This is a genomic window from Candidatus Margulisiibacteriota bacterium (assembly GCA_041661965.1).
GTDB lineage: Bacteria > Margulisbacteria > WOR-1 > O2-12-FULL-45-9 > XYB2-FULL-48-7 > XYB2-FULL-45-9.
On the sequence record JBAZTH010000002.1, the window covers coordinates 359,877 to 374,378 of the forward strand.

At 51.6% G+C, this 14,502-nt stretch carries 14 protein-coding genes and 1 tRNA gene; 13 read left to right on the top strand and 2 right to left on the bottom strand.

Features of this window, described 5'->3' with window-relative positions; all coding sequences use genetic code 11:
• The first annotated feature begins 4 nt into the window (after nt 1-4).
• The 4 genes from acpP to WC772_04650 are packed head-to-tail and all read left to right on the top strand — an operon-like array spanning nt 5 to nt 6,520.
• Nucleotides 5-250: an acyl carrier protein gene (gene acpP, locus WC772_04635; protein ID MFA6170039.1), complete on the top strand. Its 246-nt coding sequence runs from the start codon at nt 5-7 to the stop codon at nt 248-250.
• A gap of 5 nt (nt 251-255) precedes the next feature.
• Complete coding sequence (locus WC772_04640; GenBank protein ID MFA6170040.1) at nt 256-1,215, top strand: nitronate monooxygenase; 960 nt, start codon at nt 256-258, stop codon at nt 1,213-1,215.
• Nucleotides 1,215-2,453 (top strand): beta-ketoacyl-ACP synthase II, encoded by a 1,239-nt coding sequence (gene fabF, locus WC772_04645; protein MFA6170041.1) that lies wholly within the window; start codon nt 1,215-1,217, stop codon nt 2,451-2,453. Before WC772_04640 ends, fabF begins: the two co-directional genes overlap by 1 nt.
• 8 nt (nt 2,454-2,461) lie before the next feature.
• Nucleotides 2,462-6,520, top strand: coding sequence for a hypothetical protein (locus WC772_04650; protein MFA6170042.1), 4,059 nt, complete (start codon nt 2,462-2,464; stop codon nt 6,518-6,520).
• Here WC772_04650 and WC772_04655 read toward each other — a convergent pair.
• A complete protein-coding gene (locus tag WC772_04655) occupies nt 6,517-8,700 on the bottom strand; it encodes a S8 family serine peptidase (GenBank protein ID MFA6170043.1) in 2,184 nt (727 codons plus the stop codon). The genes WC772_04650 and WC772_04655 overlap by 4 nt on opposite strands.
• Nucleotides 8,701-8,768: 68 nt before the next feature.
• Here WC772_04655 and WC772_04660 point away from each other — a divergent pair, with 68 nt between their 5' ends.
• The 8 genes from WC772_04660 (at nt 8,769) to WC772_04695 (ending at nt 13,467) form a co-directional block, all read left to right on the top strand.
• Nucleotides 8,769-9,965: an aminotransferase class III-fold pyridoxal phosphate-dependent enzyme gene (locus tag WC772_04660; GenBank protein MFA6170044.1), complete on the top strand. Its 1,197-nt coding sequence runs from the start codon at nt 8,769-8,771 to the stop codon at nt 9,963-9,965.
• Nucleotides 9,958-10,473 carry a 23S rRNA (guanosine(2251)-2'-O)-methyltransferase RlmB gene (gene rlmB, locus WC772_04665; GenBank protein MFA6170045.1) on the top strand — a complete coding sequence of 172 codons (516 nt, stop codon included), beginning with the start codon at nt 9,958-9,960 and terminating at the stop codon, nt 10,471-10,473. Before WC772_04660 ends, rlmB begins: the two co-directional genes overlap by 8 nt.
• 3 nt (nt 10,474-10,476) lie before the next feature.
• On the top strand, nt 10,477-10,608 hold the full coding sequence (locus tag WC772_04670; protein MFA6170046.1) for a hypothetical protein: 132 nt from the start codon (nt 10,477-10,479) through the stop codon (nt 10,606-10,608).
• Nucleotides 10,609-10,847: 239 nt separating this feature from the next.
• Nucleotides 10,848-10,930: transfer RNA gene (locus tag WC772_04675), tRNA-Tyr, on the top strand.
• A 101-nt stretch (nt 10,931-11,031) separates the two neighbouring features.
• Entirely contained in the window at nt 11,032-11,985 is a 954-nt protein-coding gene (locus WC772_04680) for a hypothetical protein (protein ID MFA6170047.1), read from the top strand.
• The gene (locus WC772_04685) at nt 11,978-12,295 is read left to right on the top strand and encodes an STAS-like domain-containing protein (GenBank protein MFA6170048.1); all 318 of its coding nucleotides are present in this window, start codon (nt 11,978-11,980) and stop codon (nt 12,293-12,295) included. The genes WC772_04680 and WC772_04685 overlap by 8 nt, the downstream gene beginning before the upstream one ends.
• Before the next feature lie 30 nt (nt 12,296-12,325).
• Entirely contained in the window at nt 12,326-12,892 is a 567-nt protein-coding gene (locus WC772_04690; GenBank protein ID MFA6170049.1) for a Maf family protein, read from the top strand.
• On the top strand, nt 12,889-13,467 hold the full coding sequence (locus WC772_04695; GenBank protein ID MFA6170050.1) for a flavin reductase family protein: 579 nt from the start codon (nt 12,889-12,891) through the stop codon (nt 13,465-13,467). Before WC772_04690 ends, WC772_04695 begins: the two co-directional genes overlap by 4 nt.
• Here WC772_04695 and WC772_04700 read toward each other — a convergent pair.
• The gene (locus tag WC772_04700; GenBank protein ID MFA6170051.1) at nt 13,464-14,195 is read right to left on the bottom strand and encodes a hypothetical protein; all 732 of its coding nucleotides are present in this window, start codon (nt 14,193-14,195) and stop codon (nt 13,464-13,466) included. The genes WC772_04695 and WC772_04700 overlap by 4 nt on opposite strands.
• Nucleotides 14,196-14,299: 104 nt before the next feature.
• Between WC772_04700 and WC772_04705 the strand changes: the two genes are divergently transcribed.
• Nucleotides 14,300-14,500: a DUF2892 domain-containing protein gene (locus WC772_04705; GenBank protein MFA6170052.1), complete on the top strand. Its 201-nt coding sequence runs from the start codon at nt 14,300-14,302 to the stop codon at nt 14,498-14,500.
• The last annotated feature ends 2 nt before the right edge of the window (nt 14,501-14,502 follow it).

Consider the following 14,502-nt stretch of genomic DNA (forward strand, 5'->3'; position numbering starts at 1 on the left):
CGGAATGGACGAACAAAAAGCTTTTGAGGCAGTAAAAAAGGTTGTTGCAGAACAGCTGGGTGTTTCTGAATCAGAAATTACCCGAGAGTCTTCCTTTGTCGATGATCTGGGCGCCGACTCACTTGACACAGTTGAGCTGGTCATGGCGCTCGAGGAAGCCTTCGGCATGGAGATCCCGGACGAAGACGCGGAAAAAATCAAGACAATCGGTGACACAATGACTTACGTGATGGCTCACGGAAAGAAGTAAAAATCATGAACCTACCAGAATTAAAAATTGGTCCCTTTACGGCTAAGATCCCAATCATTCAGGGCGGGATGGCCGTCAGGATCTCGACCGGCGCGCTGGCCGGCGCGGTCGCCGCGACCGGCGCCATCGGCGTGATCGGCGCTTCTGGTATGGCACTTGACGAACTTCGCAAAGAGATCAGAATAGCTCGTGAACGGGCGGCAGGCGGGATCGTTGCTGTCAACATCATGTTTGCCGCCCGTGAATTTTTCGAACTGGTCCAGACCGCGATCCAGGAAAAGATCGACTTGATCATCAGCGGGGCTGGTTTCTCGCGCGATATCTTTAAGATCGGGCAAGAAGGCAATACCCCCATCGTTTCAATCGTTTCGACCGGCCGACTGGCCGCGACCGCCGAGAAGCTAGGCGCCACCGCCATTGTGGTGGAAGGAGTTGAAGCCGGCGGGCACCTTGGCACTGACCGCTCCATCTGGGAGATCCTCCCGGAGGTCCGCCAGGCGACCAAGCTTCCGGTCATCGCCGCCGGGGGAATCATCAACGGAGCGGAAATGCTGAAGGCTTTCAAGGCCGGGGCCGACGGAGTCCAGATCGCGACCCGGTTCGTCCTGTCGGAAGAATGCAACGCCGCCAAAGCCTTCAAAGAAGTTTACCAAAAAGCAACCAAGGACGATATCGTCAAGATCTCCTCGCCCGTCGGCATGCCCGGCCGGGCGATCAAGACCGCTTTTGTCGCTAAGATCCTCGGCAAGACCGCGCCCAAACCGATCGGCTGCGATTTCTGTTTGAGGCATTGCTCCTACGAATATTGCATCATCCAAGCGCTGAAGAACGCCCAAGTCGGCGATGTTGACAACGGGGTTGTTTTTTCCGGCGCTTATATTTGGAAGATCCCCGATCGGACCATCAAACCGGCCGCGAAGATCGTCGCCGAATTGGTCAAGGAATTTGAGGAGGCTCAATCTTGATGGCACAAAGAGTTGTAGTTACCGGGCTGGGAATTATCTCCCCTATCGGTATTGGCCACGATGTTTTTTGGCAAAACTTAGTCGCCGGCCGGAACGGGATCACGCAGATCACCCGGTTTGACACCACTGGTTTTGACGCCAAGATCGCCGGCGAGGTCAAGGATTTCGACCCGTCCCGGTTTTTAGACAAAAAAGACGCGCGCCGGATGGCTCGCTTCATCCAATTCGCCGTCGCCGCCTCTAAGCTGGCGATTGCCGACGCCAACCTGACCATCGGCCCGGATAACGCTAACGACATCGGGGTGCTGATTGGCTCCGGGATCGGCGGGTTGGACGTCCTTGAAGAAGCGGCCAGGACCTTGCACAGCAAAGGGCCGGACCGACTCTCGCCGTTCACCGTTCCTTTTATGATCGCTGATATGGCGGCCGGTTACGCTTCAATCATCACCGGCGCCAAAGGCCCCAATTCCTGCGTCGTGACCGCTTGCGCTTCCGGCACCAACTCCATCGGTGAAGCTTTCAAATGTATTCAACGCGGCGCCGCCAAGGCGATGCTCGCCGGCGGGACCGAGGCCTGCATTACCCCGCTCGGCATAGCCAGTTTTGCCGCCGCCAAAGCCCTTTCGACCCGCAACGATGAACCTTTGCGCGCCAGCCGGCCGTTTGACAAGGAACGGAACGGGTTTGTCATGGGCGAAGGCTCCGGTATTGTGGTTCTGGAAGCCCTGGAATCGGCGCTGGCCCGCGGCGCGAAGATCTACGCTGAAGTTATCGGCTACGGCATGAGCGGCGACGCCAACCATATCACCGCTCCGGCGCCGGGCGGCGAAGGAGCGGTCCGGGCGATCTTGGCCGCGATCAAAGACGCCGACCTCAAGCCGGAACAGATCGACTATATTAACGCTCACGGAACATCTACCGAACTTAACGATAAATACGAAACGATGGCGCTGAAGACCGCTTTTGGCGCTCATGTTAAAAAATTAGCGATCAGCTCCAACAAATCAATGGTTGGGCACTTATTGGGCGCGTCCGGCGCGGTCGAATTCATCGCTACCATCCTCTCGGTCATGAATGATCTCGCCCCTCCGACCATCAACTACGAAAACCCCGACCCGGATTGCGACCTCGACTATGTGCCGAACAAGGCCCGAAAAATGACCATTAACACCGCCCTCTCCGAGTCGTTTGGGTTTGGCGGCCATAACGCGACCCTGATCGTTAAGAAGTATAGCTAAAACACTTGATGTTGCGAGTTAAAGCCACAATTGCGGTTGTGTTGTCGGCAATGCTCTGGCTTGCCGCTGGCGTTGCTTGGGCGCAAGCGGAAAGCTACCCCCAGATTGACATTTCCGGTTATAAGAAGTACGAAACCAAGACGATTAGCGTTAGTCCGGACAAACAATACTTCAACGCCCTCTCCCAATTAGGCGGTTTCGCCCCAACTTACAGCGGCGGCCCCTGGCAGGAACGGCTCCAATTGCGGATCCTCGGCCAATTATCAAAGGACCTTTCCGTCAGTTACGATCTCGAACAGCAGCCCGAATCGCCGGAGCGGTTTGACGTAAAAGTTAAATATTATAATACCGAGCTGGCGTTCGGCGACTTGACCGCCAACTTTTCCGGCAATGAATTCGTTTCAGCTTCCAAAACCCTCAATGGCGTCATGCTCACCTCAAAAGACACCTGGTACGATGTTACGGTCGTCCCATCGGCCAAACTGAAGAGCCAAACCCAGGCCCTGATCTCCCAAAAAGGGAATAATACCCGCGGGCCATACAACCTTGGGCACGGAGGGATCGTCGAAGGGTCGGAAGTCTTGCTGCTCAACGACAACGTCCTCCTCCGGAACGTCGATTACACCATCGACTACTTTGAAGGCAAGATCACTTTTAACCGGCAGTTAAGTCAAACGGATGAATTTAAGTACAGCTACGAATACACCAATATCATCGACCTTTTCTTCCCGTCCCTTTCCCGCCGCGATTTCTTCGGTTTGCAATCCCGCTTTACGATCGATCCGGAAAAGATCGGCAAAACCGCGCCCAAACCGGAACCGGCGACAATTTCGGTCCGTGAGGTCTTTCCCTCGACCGGATCGCTGGAAGCGGAGATCCAGGAAAACGAAGCTTCCGGACAATACCGCCTCAAAGCTTCCCCGCTGATCAAATTCAGCGAAACGCTGACTTTCATGGGGACTAAGCTAAAAAAGAACGAAGACTACATTATTCGTTATGACTCCGGCGAGATCAAACTGTTAACCAGATTTCTCCCTTCAACCGAGGAGGTTTTATCGGTCGAATATCGATATTACCAAACATCCAGCGAAACCGAATCGATCCCCGGGATCGGCAGCCGCGGACCGTACCGGACCAAAAACGTAAACTTGGTCCCGGAAAGCGAACGAATTGAAGTTGACGGCAAGCTCTTTGTCCGCGACCTTGATTACACCATCAACTACGAATCGGGACAGATTATTTTCGGCGTGATCATCGGTCCCACTTCAACGGTTAAGGCCGGCTACAAATTCAACGTCTTGACCCTGCCGCAAGAAGAAGTCTCAAAGTTTCCCAAGGAAATGAAGGTGGGCGTTACTTATTTGAAGGAAAGCGCGAAGAAAGGCGGCGGGGCGCCGACCACCAGCACGATCGATTATTTTTCCGGTCAGGACATCATCAGTAAAAACAATCTGGCTTATCTAAGCAATCGGCCAATCCAGCCAACGGATGAAGCGGCCTTCACCGTTCGGGTCCAGCGCGGGGGGATCAGTTATCTGCTGACCTGGGAAGTTGATTATATAATTCCGACAACCGCGCTTGATCCGGCGACCGGCTATGTCATCACGACCCCGAACGTGCCGTTGGCCTACATTAACGATCGGACTGATTTGACGGACGGGCTTGGAACCGGGACGATCTATTTTCAAAACACAATCCTTCCCTCCGACGAGGTCACAGTTTCTTATACCTATAAAAAAAGTATCGTCAGCAAATATGCCGGCGTCGGAAACGGGACCAAAGGCCCCTATTACCTGCGCAACGTGAAAAATATCGTCCCCGGATCGGAAACCATTCAAGTTTGGGAGCAGGGGTCGTCGGTCATTACCACTTACATTAGAAATTCCAGCTTCGAAGCGAACGCCGGCGACACCGGCTACTTTATTAACTATAACAAAGACAACACGTCCGTTACGTTCAACAAGGAACTTTCGACCACCGCCAATTTTCAGGTGCTTTACCAGTATATCGCCGAGACTTCCGGCAACAATGAAGACATTTCCATGTCGGCGATCGGGGTCGACGGCAGCTTCAAAATCGGCGACGTCTTCAACATCAATTCATCGTGGGCCAAGAGCGAGTCGGACCAGGTAATCATCGGCGACACCAGCCTGGAGAGCTTCCGCGGCAACGGCACCAAAAACTACGTCCTCACCTCTCCCGGCGACATCATCGATGGGTCCGACAACGTTTACGTCAATAATTCCCTGCTCAACAAAGACGCCGATTATTTCATCAGCAACCCGGACAAGCGGACGATCAATTTATCCTTTTACTACATCACCCCGACTTCGGCCGACGCGATCGTCGTCGAATATAAATATCAGGATCCGGCCGGCTTCGCCGATACGACGAAGCTCAAATCGGACACCGCTTTCCGCCTGGGCGCGGGGGTCAATCTTTTCGACAATAAATTAAGCGTCAGCGGCACGACCAAAAAAATCGGCTTTGAGTTCGCGCCGCTTGGCTCGGCCGTTTCCGGGGCCGGGTCCGAGTACGAGGAATACAATCTCGGCTTTACGCCCGGTTATCACGCGTTAAGCACCAGCTATTCGTACAAATACAATCAAAACCCGGTCGGCTCCGCCCGCGACAAGTTCCTGCGCAGCTGGGATCACTCTTTTTCCACCAGCGTCAACCCCAACGGTTTGGCCGCCATCGGGTTCAGCTTCCGAAAATATACTTCCCTCGACGATCCTTCGGCCGGGGGCTTGCACGCCAGCGATAATGAACAAGATTCTTATTCGGCCAGCATCACCCCCGCGACCTTCGCCAGGGGAGAATTATCGATCGCAACCAAAGGGGACGTCGGCTTTAGCCAATCCAAGTCCGACGTTGTCGACCGGACAAATTATTCCGCCTCCACGTCTAAGTCCTTTCATTATAACGTCAGCGGCGGCCTGACCAAGAACCTCGCCTTCAGTGTTGATCATCAGGAAAGCGAACCGATTACGATCAACTCCCTGGAAGCGCAAACCGCCAGGAACAATGTTCAGGATAATTCCTATTCAATGTCGCTTGACCTGACCGGATTGAGCCTCGGCAAGCTGCAGCGCTGGACGACCCAAGCCTCTCGCCAGGAGCATTTTGAGCGCAAATACCTGCCGACTCCGGAGGCTCGTTCGGAAACCATTAATGAAACCTACCACATGGACATTCAACCATTTAGCTTCCTCTCCAGCGCTCTGGATCACAATCGCCAGGAAAGGGTCTCGTACGTCCTGGGCCAGGAAAACCCCCGTTCCGAACGTTCATCGGTCGGCGCCAAGTACACGCCGTTCGGCTGGCTCTCGTTCGGCGGCAGCTACGCCCGGAGCGAAGCAATCCCGGAAACCGGCTCTTCATTTAAAACCACCGGCCGAACTAAAGCTGGCGATGCCGCTTGGTCGGTTTTTTCCTTCCGGGCGATCTCGCTCTCTTCCCGCTATGCCCTGTCCGACAGCATCCAGCGCGCCCCGTCCGGCAACGTTCAGGTCGGGACTTTCACCAATTCTTTTTCTCAAGGCTACACTCTCTCTTTAAATCCGATCCCGGTCGTTCCGATCAGCCTCGGCTACGCGAGAGAGGACTATAAAAACCGGACCGACGCCGTAACTTCGCCGATCACGACCGAAACCAGGAACGACACGCTTTCCGCCTCCCTGACCTTCAACGCGATCCCGAAGCTTAGCCTTAGCTCCGATTACAGCCTAAAAAAGACTTACGACCTCATCGCGAACAATACCCTTGATAAAACAGTGGTCACCAGCAAGGCCAGTTACCAGATCTTCAGCTGGGGATCGCTGGTTTATGACCGCACGGATGAAATGAACGGCGGGGAAGTCCAAAGCGGGATCGTCCAGGTTATAAAGATTAAAAAGTTGACCCAATCGATCGGCCTGAACATCAATATTCCGGTCGATAATCCGGTCATGTCGAGCGTTTCACTTCTCGCTTCATTAAAAAATGTTGAATATCACAATCTTAATAATGCAAACGACGACTTTAACGCCAGCCTACTTTCTTTTGAAGGAACTCTGAACTTCTAGTTGAGGACGATCACTTTACCGCGGCCGACAACTTTGCGGTCGGAAATAATCTGGTACAAATAAACCCCGGCTTGGACGTTCGTCCGGAACATGTTCCGACCATCCCACGCCGGATTATTCGCGCCTGCTTTGGCGCCGTTTTCACCCGCCGTGAAGTTTCTCTGCCAGAGCATGTTCCCGCTAAGGTCAAAAAGGCTGATCGATGAATCGGCATTCGCTTGCAATTGGTAATAAAAGGTGGTGCCGGTCCCGTTCTGGCGATCGAAGGGATTCGGCAACGCGTAAGTCAGGATTCCGGGCGATAAAGTTGCCCCGACTTTTTTAATGTTCACCGACACGCTGGCCGTGGAAACATTCCCCGCCTTATCGGCGGCGGTCAGACGGATCGTATAAAGTCCGTCCAAACCGGAGGTTTCCCAGGTTGCCAGGGCCCCGCTGATTGAACTATAAAAAACGCCCAACTGCTGATAGGCGGAGGGAGAACTGCCGGCGCCGTATTCCAATAAATAAGTATCCAGATTTTCATCCGTTGCTCGCCCGGTAATCGTTACTTTCCCTTCAATGGACCCTCCACTGGTTGGGTCGGTAATGACCGCGTCCGGGACCAAATTATCAACAATAACGTTAATCGCCGCCTCTGACGTTCCCCCCGCTGACGAAGAAGCCCGAAGCCTAAGCCTTAACGCCCCATTAAGCGGGCTGGTATCCCAGCTGGCCAAGAGCCCTTCTTCGACCGCTAATGGACTATGGACCACGACCGTTTCCAGCAAATCGCCGCGATAAGCTTCGATCGTGTAGCCGGAAAAATTCCAGCCGCTGGCGGTCCCGTTTATTGAAACCGTTCCTTTAATGTAACTTCCGTTGGCCGGCAAAGTGATTTCCGTGATCAATCCGGTGACCGCCTGGCTGACATTCAGCCGTCCCGTACCCAGCAAGCCGCGATAAGTTTCTTCCTGCAAACTATCGATCGGGTCGGTGGTTTTTTTCAGCCTTTCCATTATTTGAACGTTGGTCAAAGTTGATTCAGCCGCCTTAAGCAAAGAAACCGCCCCAGCCACAAAAGGGGCGGCCAGAGATGTCCCGTTCCACCCGTTGCTGTAAGAACCATCTTTATTGGTGCTGAAAATCCCGGACCCCGGCGCGCTGATGTCGACCCAGGTCCCATAGTTTGAAGCCTGGGTTCGAAACGTTTGCTCATCCAGCCCGCTCCAGACCGAGCGCTTATCGGTTGAATCAGTCGCGGCAACCGCGATAACGGTCGGGTAATATGCCGGATAAGTATTCCAATCAACGCTCCCGTTCCCCGCGGCGGCGACAATAACGATCCCCTCGTTGTAGGCTTCCTGGCAGCGGTCGCGCAAGTTGGCCGGGTTTTCTTCGACATACATGTCCGAGCCTTCGTTGTACTGGCCAAGGCTTAAGTTAATCGCGGTAATATTAACGCCCGATGACTTCAGAGCGGCCAGGTAGGCCAGTCCCGAGCTGATCGTTGCCGGGTCGCCGACGCCGTCACGGTTCAAGACCTTGATCGGCAGGAGAGTCACTCCCCAGTCAACCCCGGCAATCCCTTTGGCATTATTGGAGATCGCGCCGATCACGCCGGCAACCGCCGTGCCGTGGCCGTTATCGTCCATGGGGTCGTTGTCCCCGTTATAAAGATCGCGGGCGTGAGCCAAATCGACTTTGCCGGCAATATCTTCATGGTTGTAGTTCAATCCGGTATCCAGGATCGCGACTATATTCGAAGCGGAACCGGTCGTCCGCTCCCAAGCTTCGGGAGCCTTGATCTTGACCAGCCCCCATTCTTGGCCAAAGTAGGTATCGTTAGGCGTTATCTGAAAAGCGCGCACTACCCCGTTCTTTTGGGCGGATAGAACGTTTGGATCGTTCTGGAAATCAGCCAGGACCGCCGAGTCGCTTTCCTCGGTCGGGTAATATAAAACGTAATCGTTCTCCAGATATTTCCAGTCGGGACGAATCTTTAGCGCCTCGCTGTAGATCTGCTTGTAACGGGAAATCCGGTGCTTGGCGTTCAAGCTTTTTATCGACGCGGCGCCGACAAGGGCGGAAGAGATCGCGCCGGCCGCGACGGTCGGGGAAAAAATACCTGGCTTGAATTTAACGACTATTTGTCCGGGGGTGTTTTCGGCAATTACGTTCGCGGCCAAAAAAAACAACAAAATTATGGCTATAGCTGTCCTGCGCATCGCCTTGAGTATAGCATACATCTGCAGTATAATAAAACACCATGAATCTCGAGAAACGAAGCAAAAAAGTCCTCCCGCCGGTCTTGGGGAAATATTACGAAGGCTTTTCCGTTGTTAAAGGAAAAGGCTCCTATCTGTTCGACGAAAAAGGGAAAAAATATCTTGATTTCGCGACCGGCATCGCCTGCGCGATCACCGGCCATTGTCATCCCAAAGTTGTCGCCGCCGCTAAAAAACAGCTCGACCGGTTAATCCACACTTGTATCGGCGTCGCCCTCTATGAGCCTTACATTAAATTAGGAGAAGAATTGGCTAAGATCGTTCCAATAAAGCAAGCCCAGTCCTTCTTTTGCCAAAGCGGGACCGAAGCGGTTGAAGCGGCAATCAAGCTGGCCAAATACGCCTCAAAAAAACCGGGGATCATCGCTTTTCAGGGAGGCTTCCACGGCCGGACGCTGGGAGCCCTTTCGCTCACCACCTCCAAGATGAAATATCGCGAAGGCTATGAGCCGCTTCTGCCCGAGGTCTATATTTCACCGTTTGACCTTTCCGTTGTTGAAGGCTTGTTAAAAGAAAACGATTGGAAGATCGGCGCCGTTATAATTGAACCGATCCTTGGCGAAGGGGGCTACATCGCTCCGCCGTCCGGGTTTCTCCAGGGAGTCCGCGCTCTCTGCGACAAATATCAGGCGCTGCTGATCATCGACGAAGTCCAGACCGGGATGGGGCATACCGGCAAATGGTTTGCTTGCGAATATTCCGAGGTGACCCCAGACATTTTGGTCGTAGCTAAAGGATTGGCCTCCGGCTTCCCTCTGGGGGCTTGCATCGCGAGCGCGGAACTGATGGCCAAGTGGGCGCCGGGAGCGCACGGCGGGACCTTCGGCGGCAACCCGGTCTGCTGCGCCGCGGCCATCGCGACCATCGAAACGATCAAAAAAGAAAAACTTCTCGCCAATGCCGCCAAGCTTGGCACTTATCTAAAGAAAGAACTCCTCTCGCTTAAAGAGTACCCCATTATTAAAGAAGTGCGCGGCCAGGGGCTGCTGATCGGCGTTGATCTGGGAAACAACGTCGCGGTTAAAAAGGTTATGGCAAATTGTTTAAAGAACGGCCTCTTGCTCATTTCCACCGGCAAGGACGGGACGGTCATCCGCTTTATCCCGGCGCTGAACGTTACCAAAAAAGAGATCGACGCCGCCCTCCGGATCTTTAAGGAGGCTCTGCGAAATGTTTAATTATCGGAGCTTAGACGAAGTCATTCAACTGGCGGAAGAGCGGAAAGAGCCGCCGTTCCTTCTGGTCTTAGACGGCATTGAAGATCCGCATAATTTTGGCGCGATCCTCCGCACCGCCGAAGCGGCCGGCGTTCACGCCGTGATCATTCGCAAGGCTAGACAGGTCCCGGTCACTTCGACCGTCATCAAAACCTCGACGGGAGCGGCCGAAGTCGTCCCCGTGATCCGGGTCCCCAACATTGCCGAAGCGGTCCGCGAACTTCAAGACGAGCTAATTCCGGTCTTTGCGGTTGAAATAGACGGGAAGGCATTATATAATACTCGTGACTATAAGGGACCGGCGGCCTTTGTCATCGGTAGCGAGGGAAACGGGGTTTCCCGATTGGTCAAAGAACGCTGCACCGAGATTGTCCGCCTGCCAATGCGAGGAAGAATTAATTCCCTCAACGCATCGGTCGCCACAGGGATCGTCCTGTACGAAGTTCTGAGGCAACGGGGAGGTGAATAGAAAATGGCAGAGAAAGTTATGAAGTGCGGGGTTAAGAAAGAGAAGGGTTATCTCTATTTCATCGACAAGAATGGAGATATCTCTCGCGCCAAGATGGCCCGCGGCAGAAAGAAAAGCAGCAAAAAACGGAAATAGGTTCTTTTCCTTTTTATATAAAAGAGAGCCAGCCCGCGAACTGTTTCAGCGGGCTGCTCTCTTAAAATTTGTTAACGCCTAAATTTAGTATTTTGAGATTCCCGAGTCGGATAACAGCTTCAAGAAACCTGCGAATAAACTTCGCGGTTTCTTGAAAGACAAAGATTTGAGTGATTTTGAGGCATTTTATTATTTGACATTTGTCATTGGTCATTTGATAATTACGAGCGACAGCAAGTGGAGAGGTAGCGAAGTGGTCAAACGCATCTGACTGTAAATCAGACGGCTAACGCCTTCGAAGGTTCAAATCCTTCCCTCTCCATTTTTTTATTGCATTGATTTCCAAGTGCTTGACGCTTCCTTGTTGAAAGCCCGAATATTAATCTCTCCAACATATAAAATTGATTTTTTAGAACAGCAAAAATGACTAAGCTAATAAAAATACCATCAACATTGGGCCATGCAGAATTCGATGTTCTCCTTGAACAACAAACAGGAATTCTCTTAGAAGGCCAGCATCAAGGCGCTAGTGAGCCTCTAGTTTTTGATTTTTCAGAAAACAAATCCATATCCGTGCTAGGAATCCTATTTATTGCAAAGATGGCTGATAAATATAAATCAGTTGGTTATGATTGCAGGGTTATTCCGCCAAAGGAAAAAAAATCAAGATGGCTTATTTCTATCATGAACTTGATCAAATCCGAAGAAAAACCGAAGGAAATGCAAAAATATTGGGACACATTTCGCGTGCCGATTCTAAGATGTAGAAACAGCAAAGAAAGTCTAGCCGCAGTAAATAAGTTAATCCCTGTTATCAGAAACGACATGAAACCTTCCGACGCAGTTCTAAAGGCTTTAAACTGGGCATTGTGGGAAATAGTAGACAATGCTGGCGTTCACGGCTATCAAATGTATGAATCAACAGGCGTTGATTATTCTGGAACCGTCTACTTCTGCGCAGCCAGCTTAGGAGAAAACATTGATATTGCAATAATTGATGGGGGACAAGGGATTCATTCATCTTTTCGCTCCTCAGGCAAGGAAAAATATCATGGCATTACTAATGAAGAGGCACTTAAATTGTCAACAATAAATAGCGAATCCGGCCACCCACAAGGAAGCCCCGGCTTTGGATTGTTTGGCTGCTCTGAGATTGCAAGAGCAGGAAAAGGACAGTTATTAATCGTCTCTGGCAGCAACAAGTTGCTTTTATCTGAAAAAGGAGTAATTATAGGTCCATCTTTAGAATATATGGGGACTATGGTATCATTAAGAATCAACAGAAATGCCGCGATCAATTTGTTGGAAATATTTGGGGAAACTAGCCTTGTTGTAAATGAATCTATTAATGAATTAATTGGTGGGATTGATGAATAATATTAAAGAAATCAAATTGAATAGTATTGGACTCTCCTTAGGAACAAGGGAAATTGGAGGAGAGCTCCGAGAAAAGGCATTAATAGAAATAAAAAACGGCTCCAAAATCCATTTCAATTTTAATGGGATCACCATGATTTCAAGCGCATTTGCCGATGAATTGTTTGGGAAGCTTTTTGAGGCATTGGGGGAAGATTCTTTTAAGGCTAAGATTAGAATAAACAACTTTGACAACGAAGAAATCAAAAACTTAGTTCTTTTACTTATTAGCAACAGTATAAACTTCAGAAAGAATAATTTATCAACTTAACCCCACTCACTCTTCTGCTATAATTCCCATATGACAAAAATAATTCTCGCTTCCGCATCGCCACGCCGCAAAGAACTGCTGAAGAAGATCGCCCCGGCCTTTGAAGTGGTCGTCAGTGATGTTAACGAAGAAGCCATTGTCGCCGGCTCCCCGGAAGAGTTTGCCGAAAAAGCGGCCATCGCCAAGGCCAAAGCGGTCGCCAAAAAAGAAAAAGGAGCACTCATTGTCGGAGCCGACACGATCGTCGTCCTCGGCGACCGGATCCTCGGCAAACCAAAAGACCAGGCGGAAGCGACAGCCATGCTGCAGGGCCTCTCCGGCCGGAGCCACCGGGTGATCACCGGCTTCGCGGTCGTCAATTCTAATTCCCTGGAATGCCGTTCCGGCCAGGAAGCCACGATCGTTCGGATGAAGGAAGTCCCCGCCAAATTAATTGCCGATTATGTCGCCACCGGCCGGCCGCTCGACAAAGCCGGAGCCTACGGCATTCAGGAACTAGAAGAAGGTTTTATCGAAAAAGTTGACGGCGATCTCGATAATGTCATTGGTCTGCCGATCGGCAGGCTTCAATTAATTCTACGGGAGATGGAAAAATGAAGAAAGCGATCTGGAAGCCCGGAACCATGCTCTACCCCGCCCCCGTTGTTATGGTCTCTTGCGGCGAAAAAAAAGAAAACCATAACATTATAACCGTCGCCTGGACCGGAACGGTCTGCAGTGAACCGGCTATGACCTTTGTCTCGATCCGCCCGTCCCGTTATTCCCACCAGATCATTAAAAAGAGTGGCGAGTTTGTGATCAACCTGGTCAACCGTCGCCTCGCCTTCGCGACTGATTTTTGCGGCGTAAAAACCGGGAGAGAACTGGACAAGTTTTTCCATCTCAAGTTGACCCCGGGGAAAGCGGAACACGTGAAGGCCCCGCTGATCGTCGAAAGCCCGGTCAATATCGAATGCCGGGTCACCGACATCCAGCAACTCGGCTCGCACGACATGTTTCTAGCCAAAGTTCTGGCCATCCACGCCGACAAAAAACTGATCGATAAAAAAGGGGCGCTCAACCTGCAAGCGGCCGAACTGATCTGTTATTCTCACGGCCACTACTACTCGCTGGGAAAAGAGCTGGGGTACTTCGGCTTCTCCGTCAGGAAAAAACCGTGGGGGAAACGCTAAGGCCCGGCTTTTTCCAAAACCTCGACTACCTCGAGCCTATTCCTTGAGACAAAAACGTTCTGCTCCAGCCGCTTGATCTTCGGGGCCGCTTGCGCCTCCTTGGCAACATCAACCCGAGAAACTTCGCCGGGCTTTGCCCGGTCATAGCGGAGGGCGCTCCAGATCGTCAGCTGGGCCTCCTGGAATTTTCGCCTCACTTCCGCCAGATATTCAGGCGAATTGATCTTAGCCAGCCAGGCGGCCTCTTCCTTACGGACGTCTTCAACCGAGATTCCGGTAATCGTGTCCATTACAAAGCGGAGATTTTTAACATAGTGGTCATAGGGGGGGACTCCTTTATAAACATAGACCAGGTCCCAAATGTTCTTTGTTTTGCGGTATTTTTTGTAGTAGCCAGCCTGTCCGATCAACTTGTTCGTCTGATAAATGTTCGAGTAAATTGATTGAAAAACCGTATCGCCGTTGCGGTGGCCGGTCAGGTTGTTATGCGTTTTGGGGTATCTTTTCCCGTAGGTGCTCTCCGCTCCGGCGATCGCCAAATAAAGACGGTAATCAACGCCGAATTTATCGGCGCAATAAAGGATCTCTTGTTCATGCCCGCGCAAAGGACTGAACTGGTAACGGTCCAGAAACCGCTTGAGCTTGACCGCCCGGAGATCTTTCGCCCCGGCCGCGGACGCCAGGGAGAGGAAGATCAGGCCGATCGTCAAATACTTGTTTATATTCACTGGATTATCACTTATTGTTATCGCTTGATCTCGGCGCAAATTTCACTCTTTACAGCCGTTTCGCCGGGGACTATACTTTCACTATCCCTAAAAGGAGGAGTCAAATGAAAATCACTACAAACCAAAATACCTTTGAAAGATTCGCGAGAATCCTTGTTGGCGGAGTTCTTCTATTGCTGGCAACTTATATTCCCATGAACACCATTGCCGTTTGGTCGTTGTTTCTGATCGGTATCGTCTTGATGCTGACCGGCTTGTCAGGTTGGTGCCCGATATACGCCCTGTTAAAGTACAGCTCAAAATAAGC

Excerpts from the sequence above, each read along its gene's own strand:
- WC772_04690 (MFA6170049.1), top strand. The coding sequence starts at position 12,326 with ATGACAAAAATAATTCTCGCTTCCGCATCGCCACGCCGCAAAGAACTG.
- WC772_04650 (MFA6170042.1), top strand. The coding sequence starts at position 2,462 with ATGTTGCGAGTTAAAGCCACAATTGCGGTTGTGTTGTCGGCAATGCTC.
- WC772_04705 (MFA6170052.1), top strand. The coding sequence starts at position 14,300 with ATGAAAATCACTACAAACCAAAATACCTTTGAAAGATTCGCGAGAATC.
- WC772_04680 (MFA6170047.1), top strand. The coding sequence starts at position 11,032 with ATGACTAAGCTAATAAAAATACCATCAACATTGGGCCATGCAGAATTC.
- fabF (MFA6170041.1), top strand. The coding sequence starts at position 1,215 with ATGGCACAAAGAGTTGTAGTTACCGGGCTGGGAATTATCTCCCCTATC.
- WC772_04660 (MFA6170044.1), top strand. The coding sequence starts at position 8,769 with ATGAATCTCGAGAAACGAAGCAAAAAAGTCCTCCCGCCGGTCTTGGGG.
- WC772_04670 (MFA6170046.1), top strand. The coding sequence starts at position 10,477 with ATGGCAGAGAAAGTTATGAAGTGCGGGGTTAAGAAAGAGAAGGGTTAT.
- WC772_04695 (MFA6170050.1), top strand. The coding sequence starts at position 12,889 with ATGAAGAAAGCGATCTGGAAGCCCGGAACCATGCTCTACCCCGCCCCC.
- acpP (MFA6170039.1), top strand. The coding sequence starts at position 5 with ATGGACGAACAAAAAGCTTTTGAGGCAGTAAAAAAGGTTGTTGCAGAA.
- WC772_04685 (MFA6170048.1), top strand. The coding sequence starts at position 11,978 with ATGAATAATATTAAAGAAATCAAATTGAATAGTATTGGACTCTCCTTA.
- rlmB (MFA6170045.1), top strand. The coding sequence starts at position 9,958 with ATGTTTAATTATCGGAGCTTAGACGAAGTCATTCAACTGGCGGAAGAG.
- WC772_04640 (MFA6170040.1), top strand. The coding sequence starts at position 256 with ATGAACCTACCAGAATTAAAAATTGGTCCCTTTACGGCTAAGATCCCA.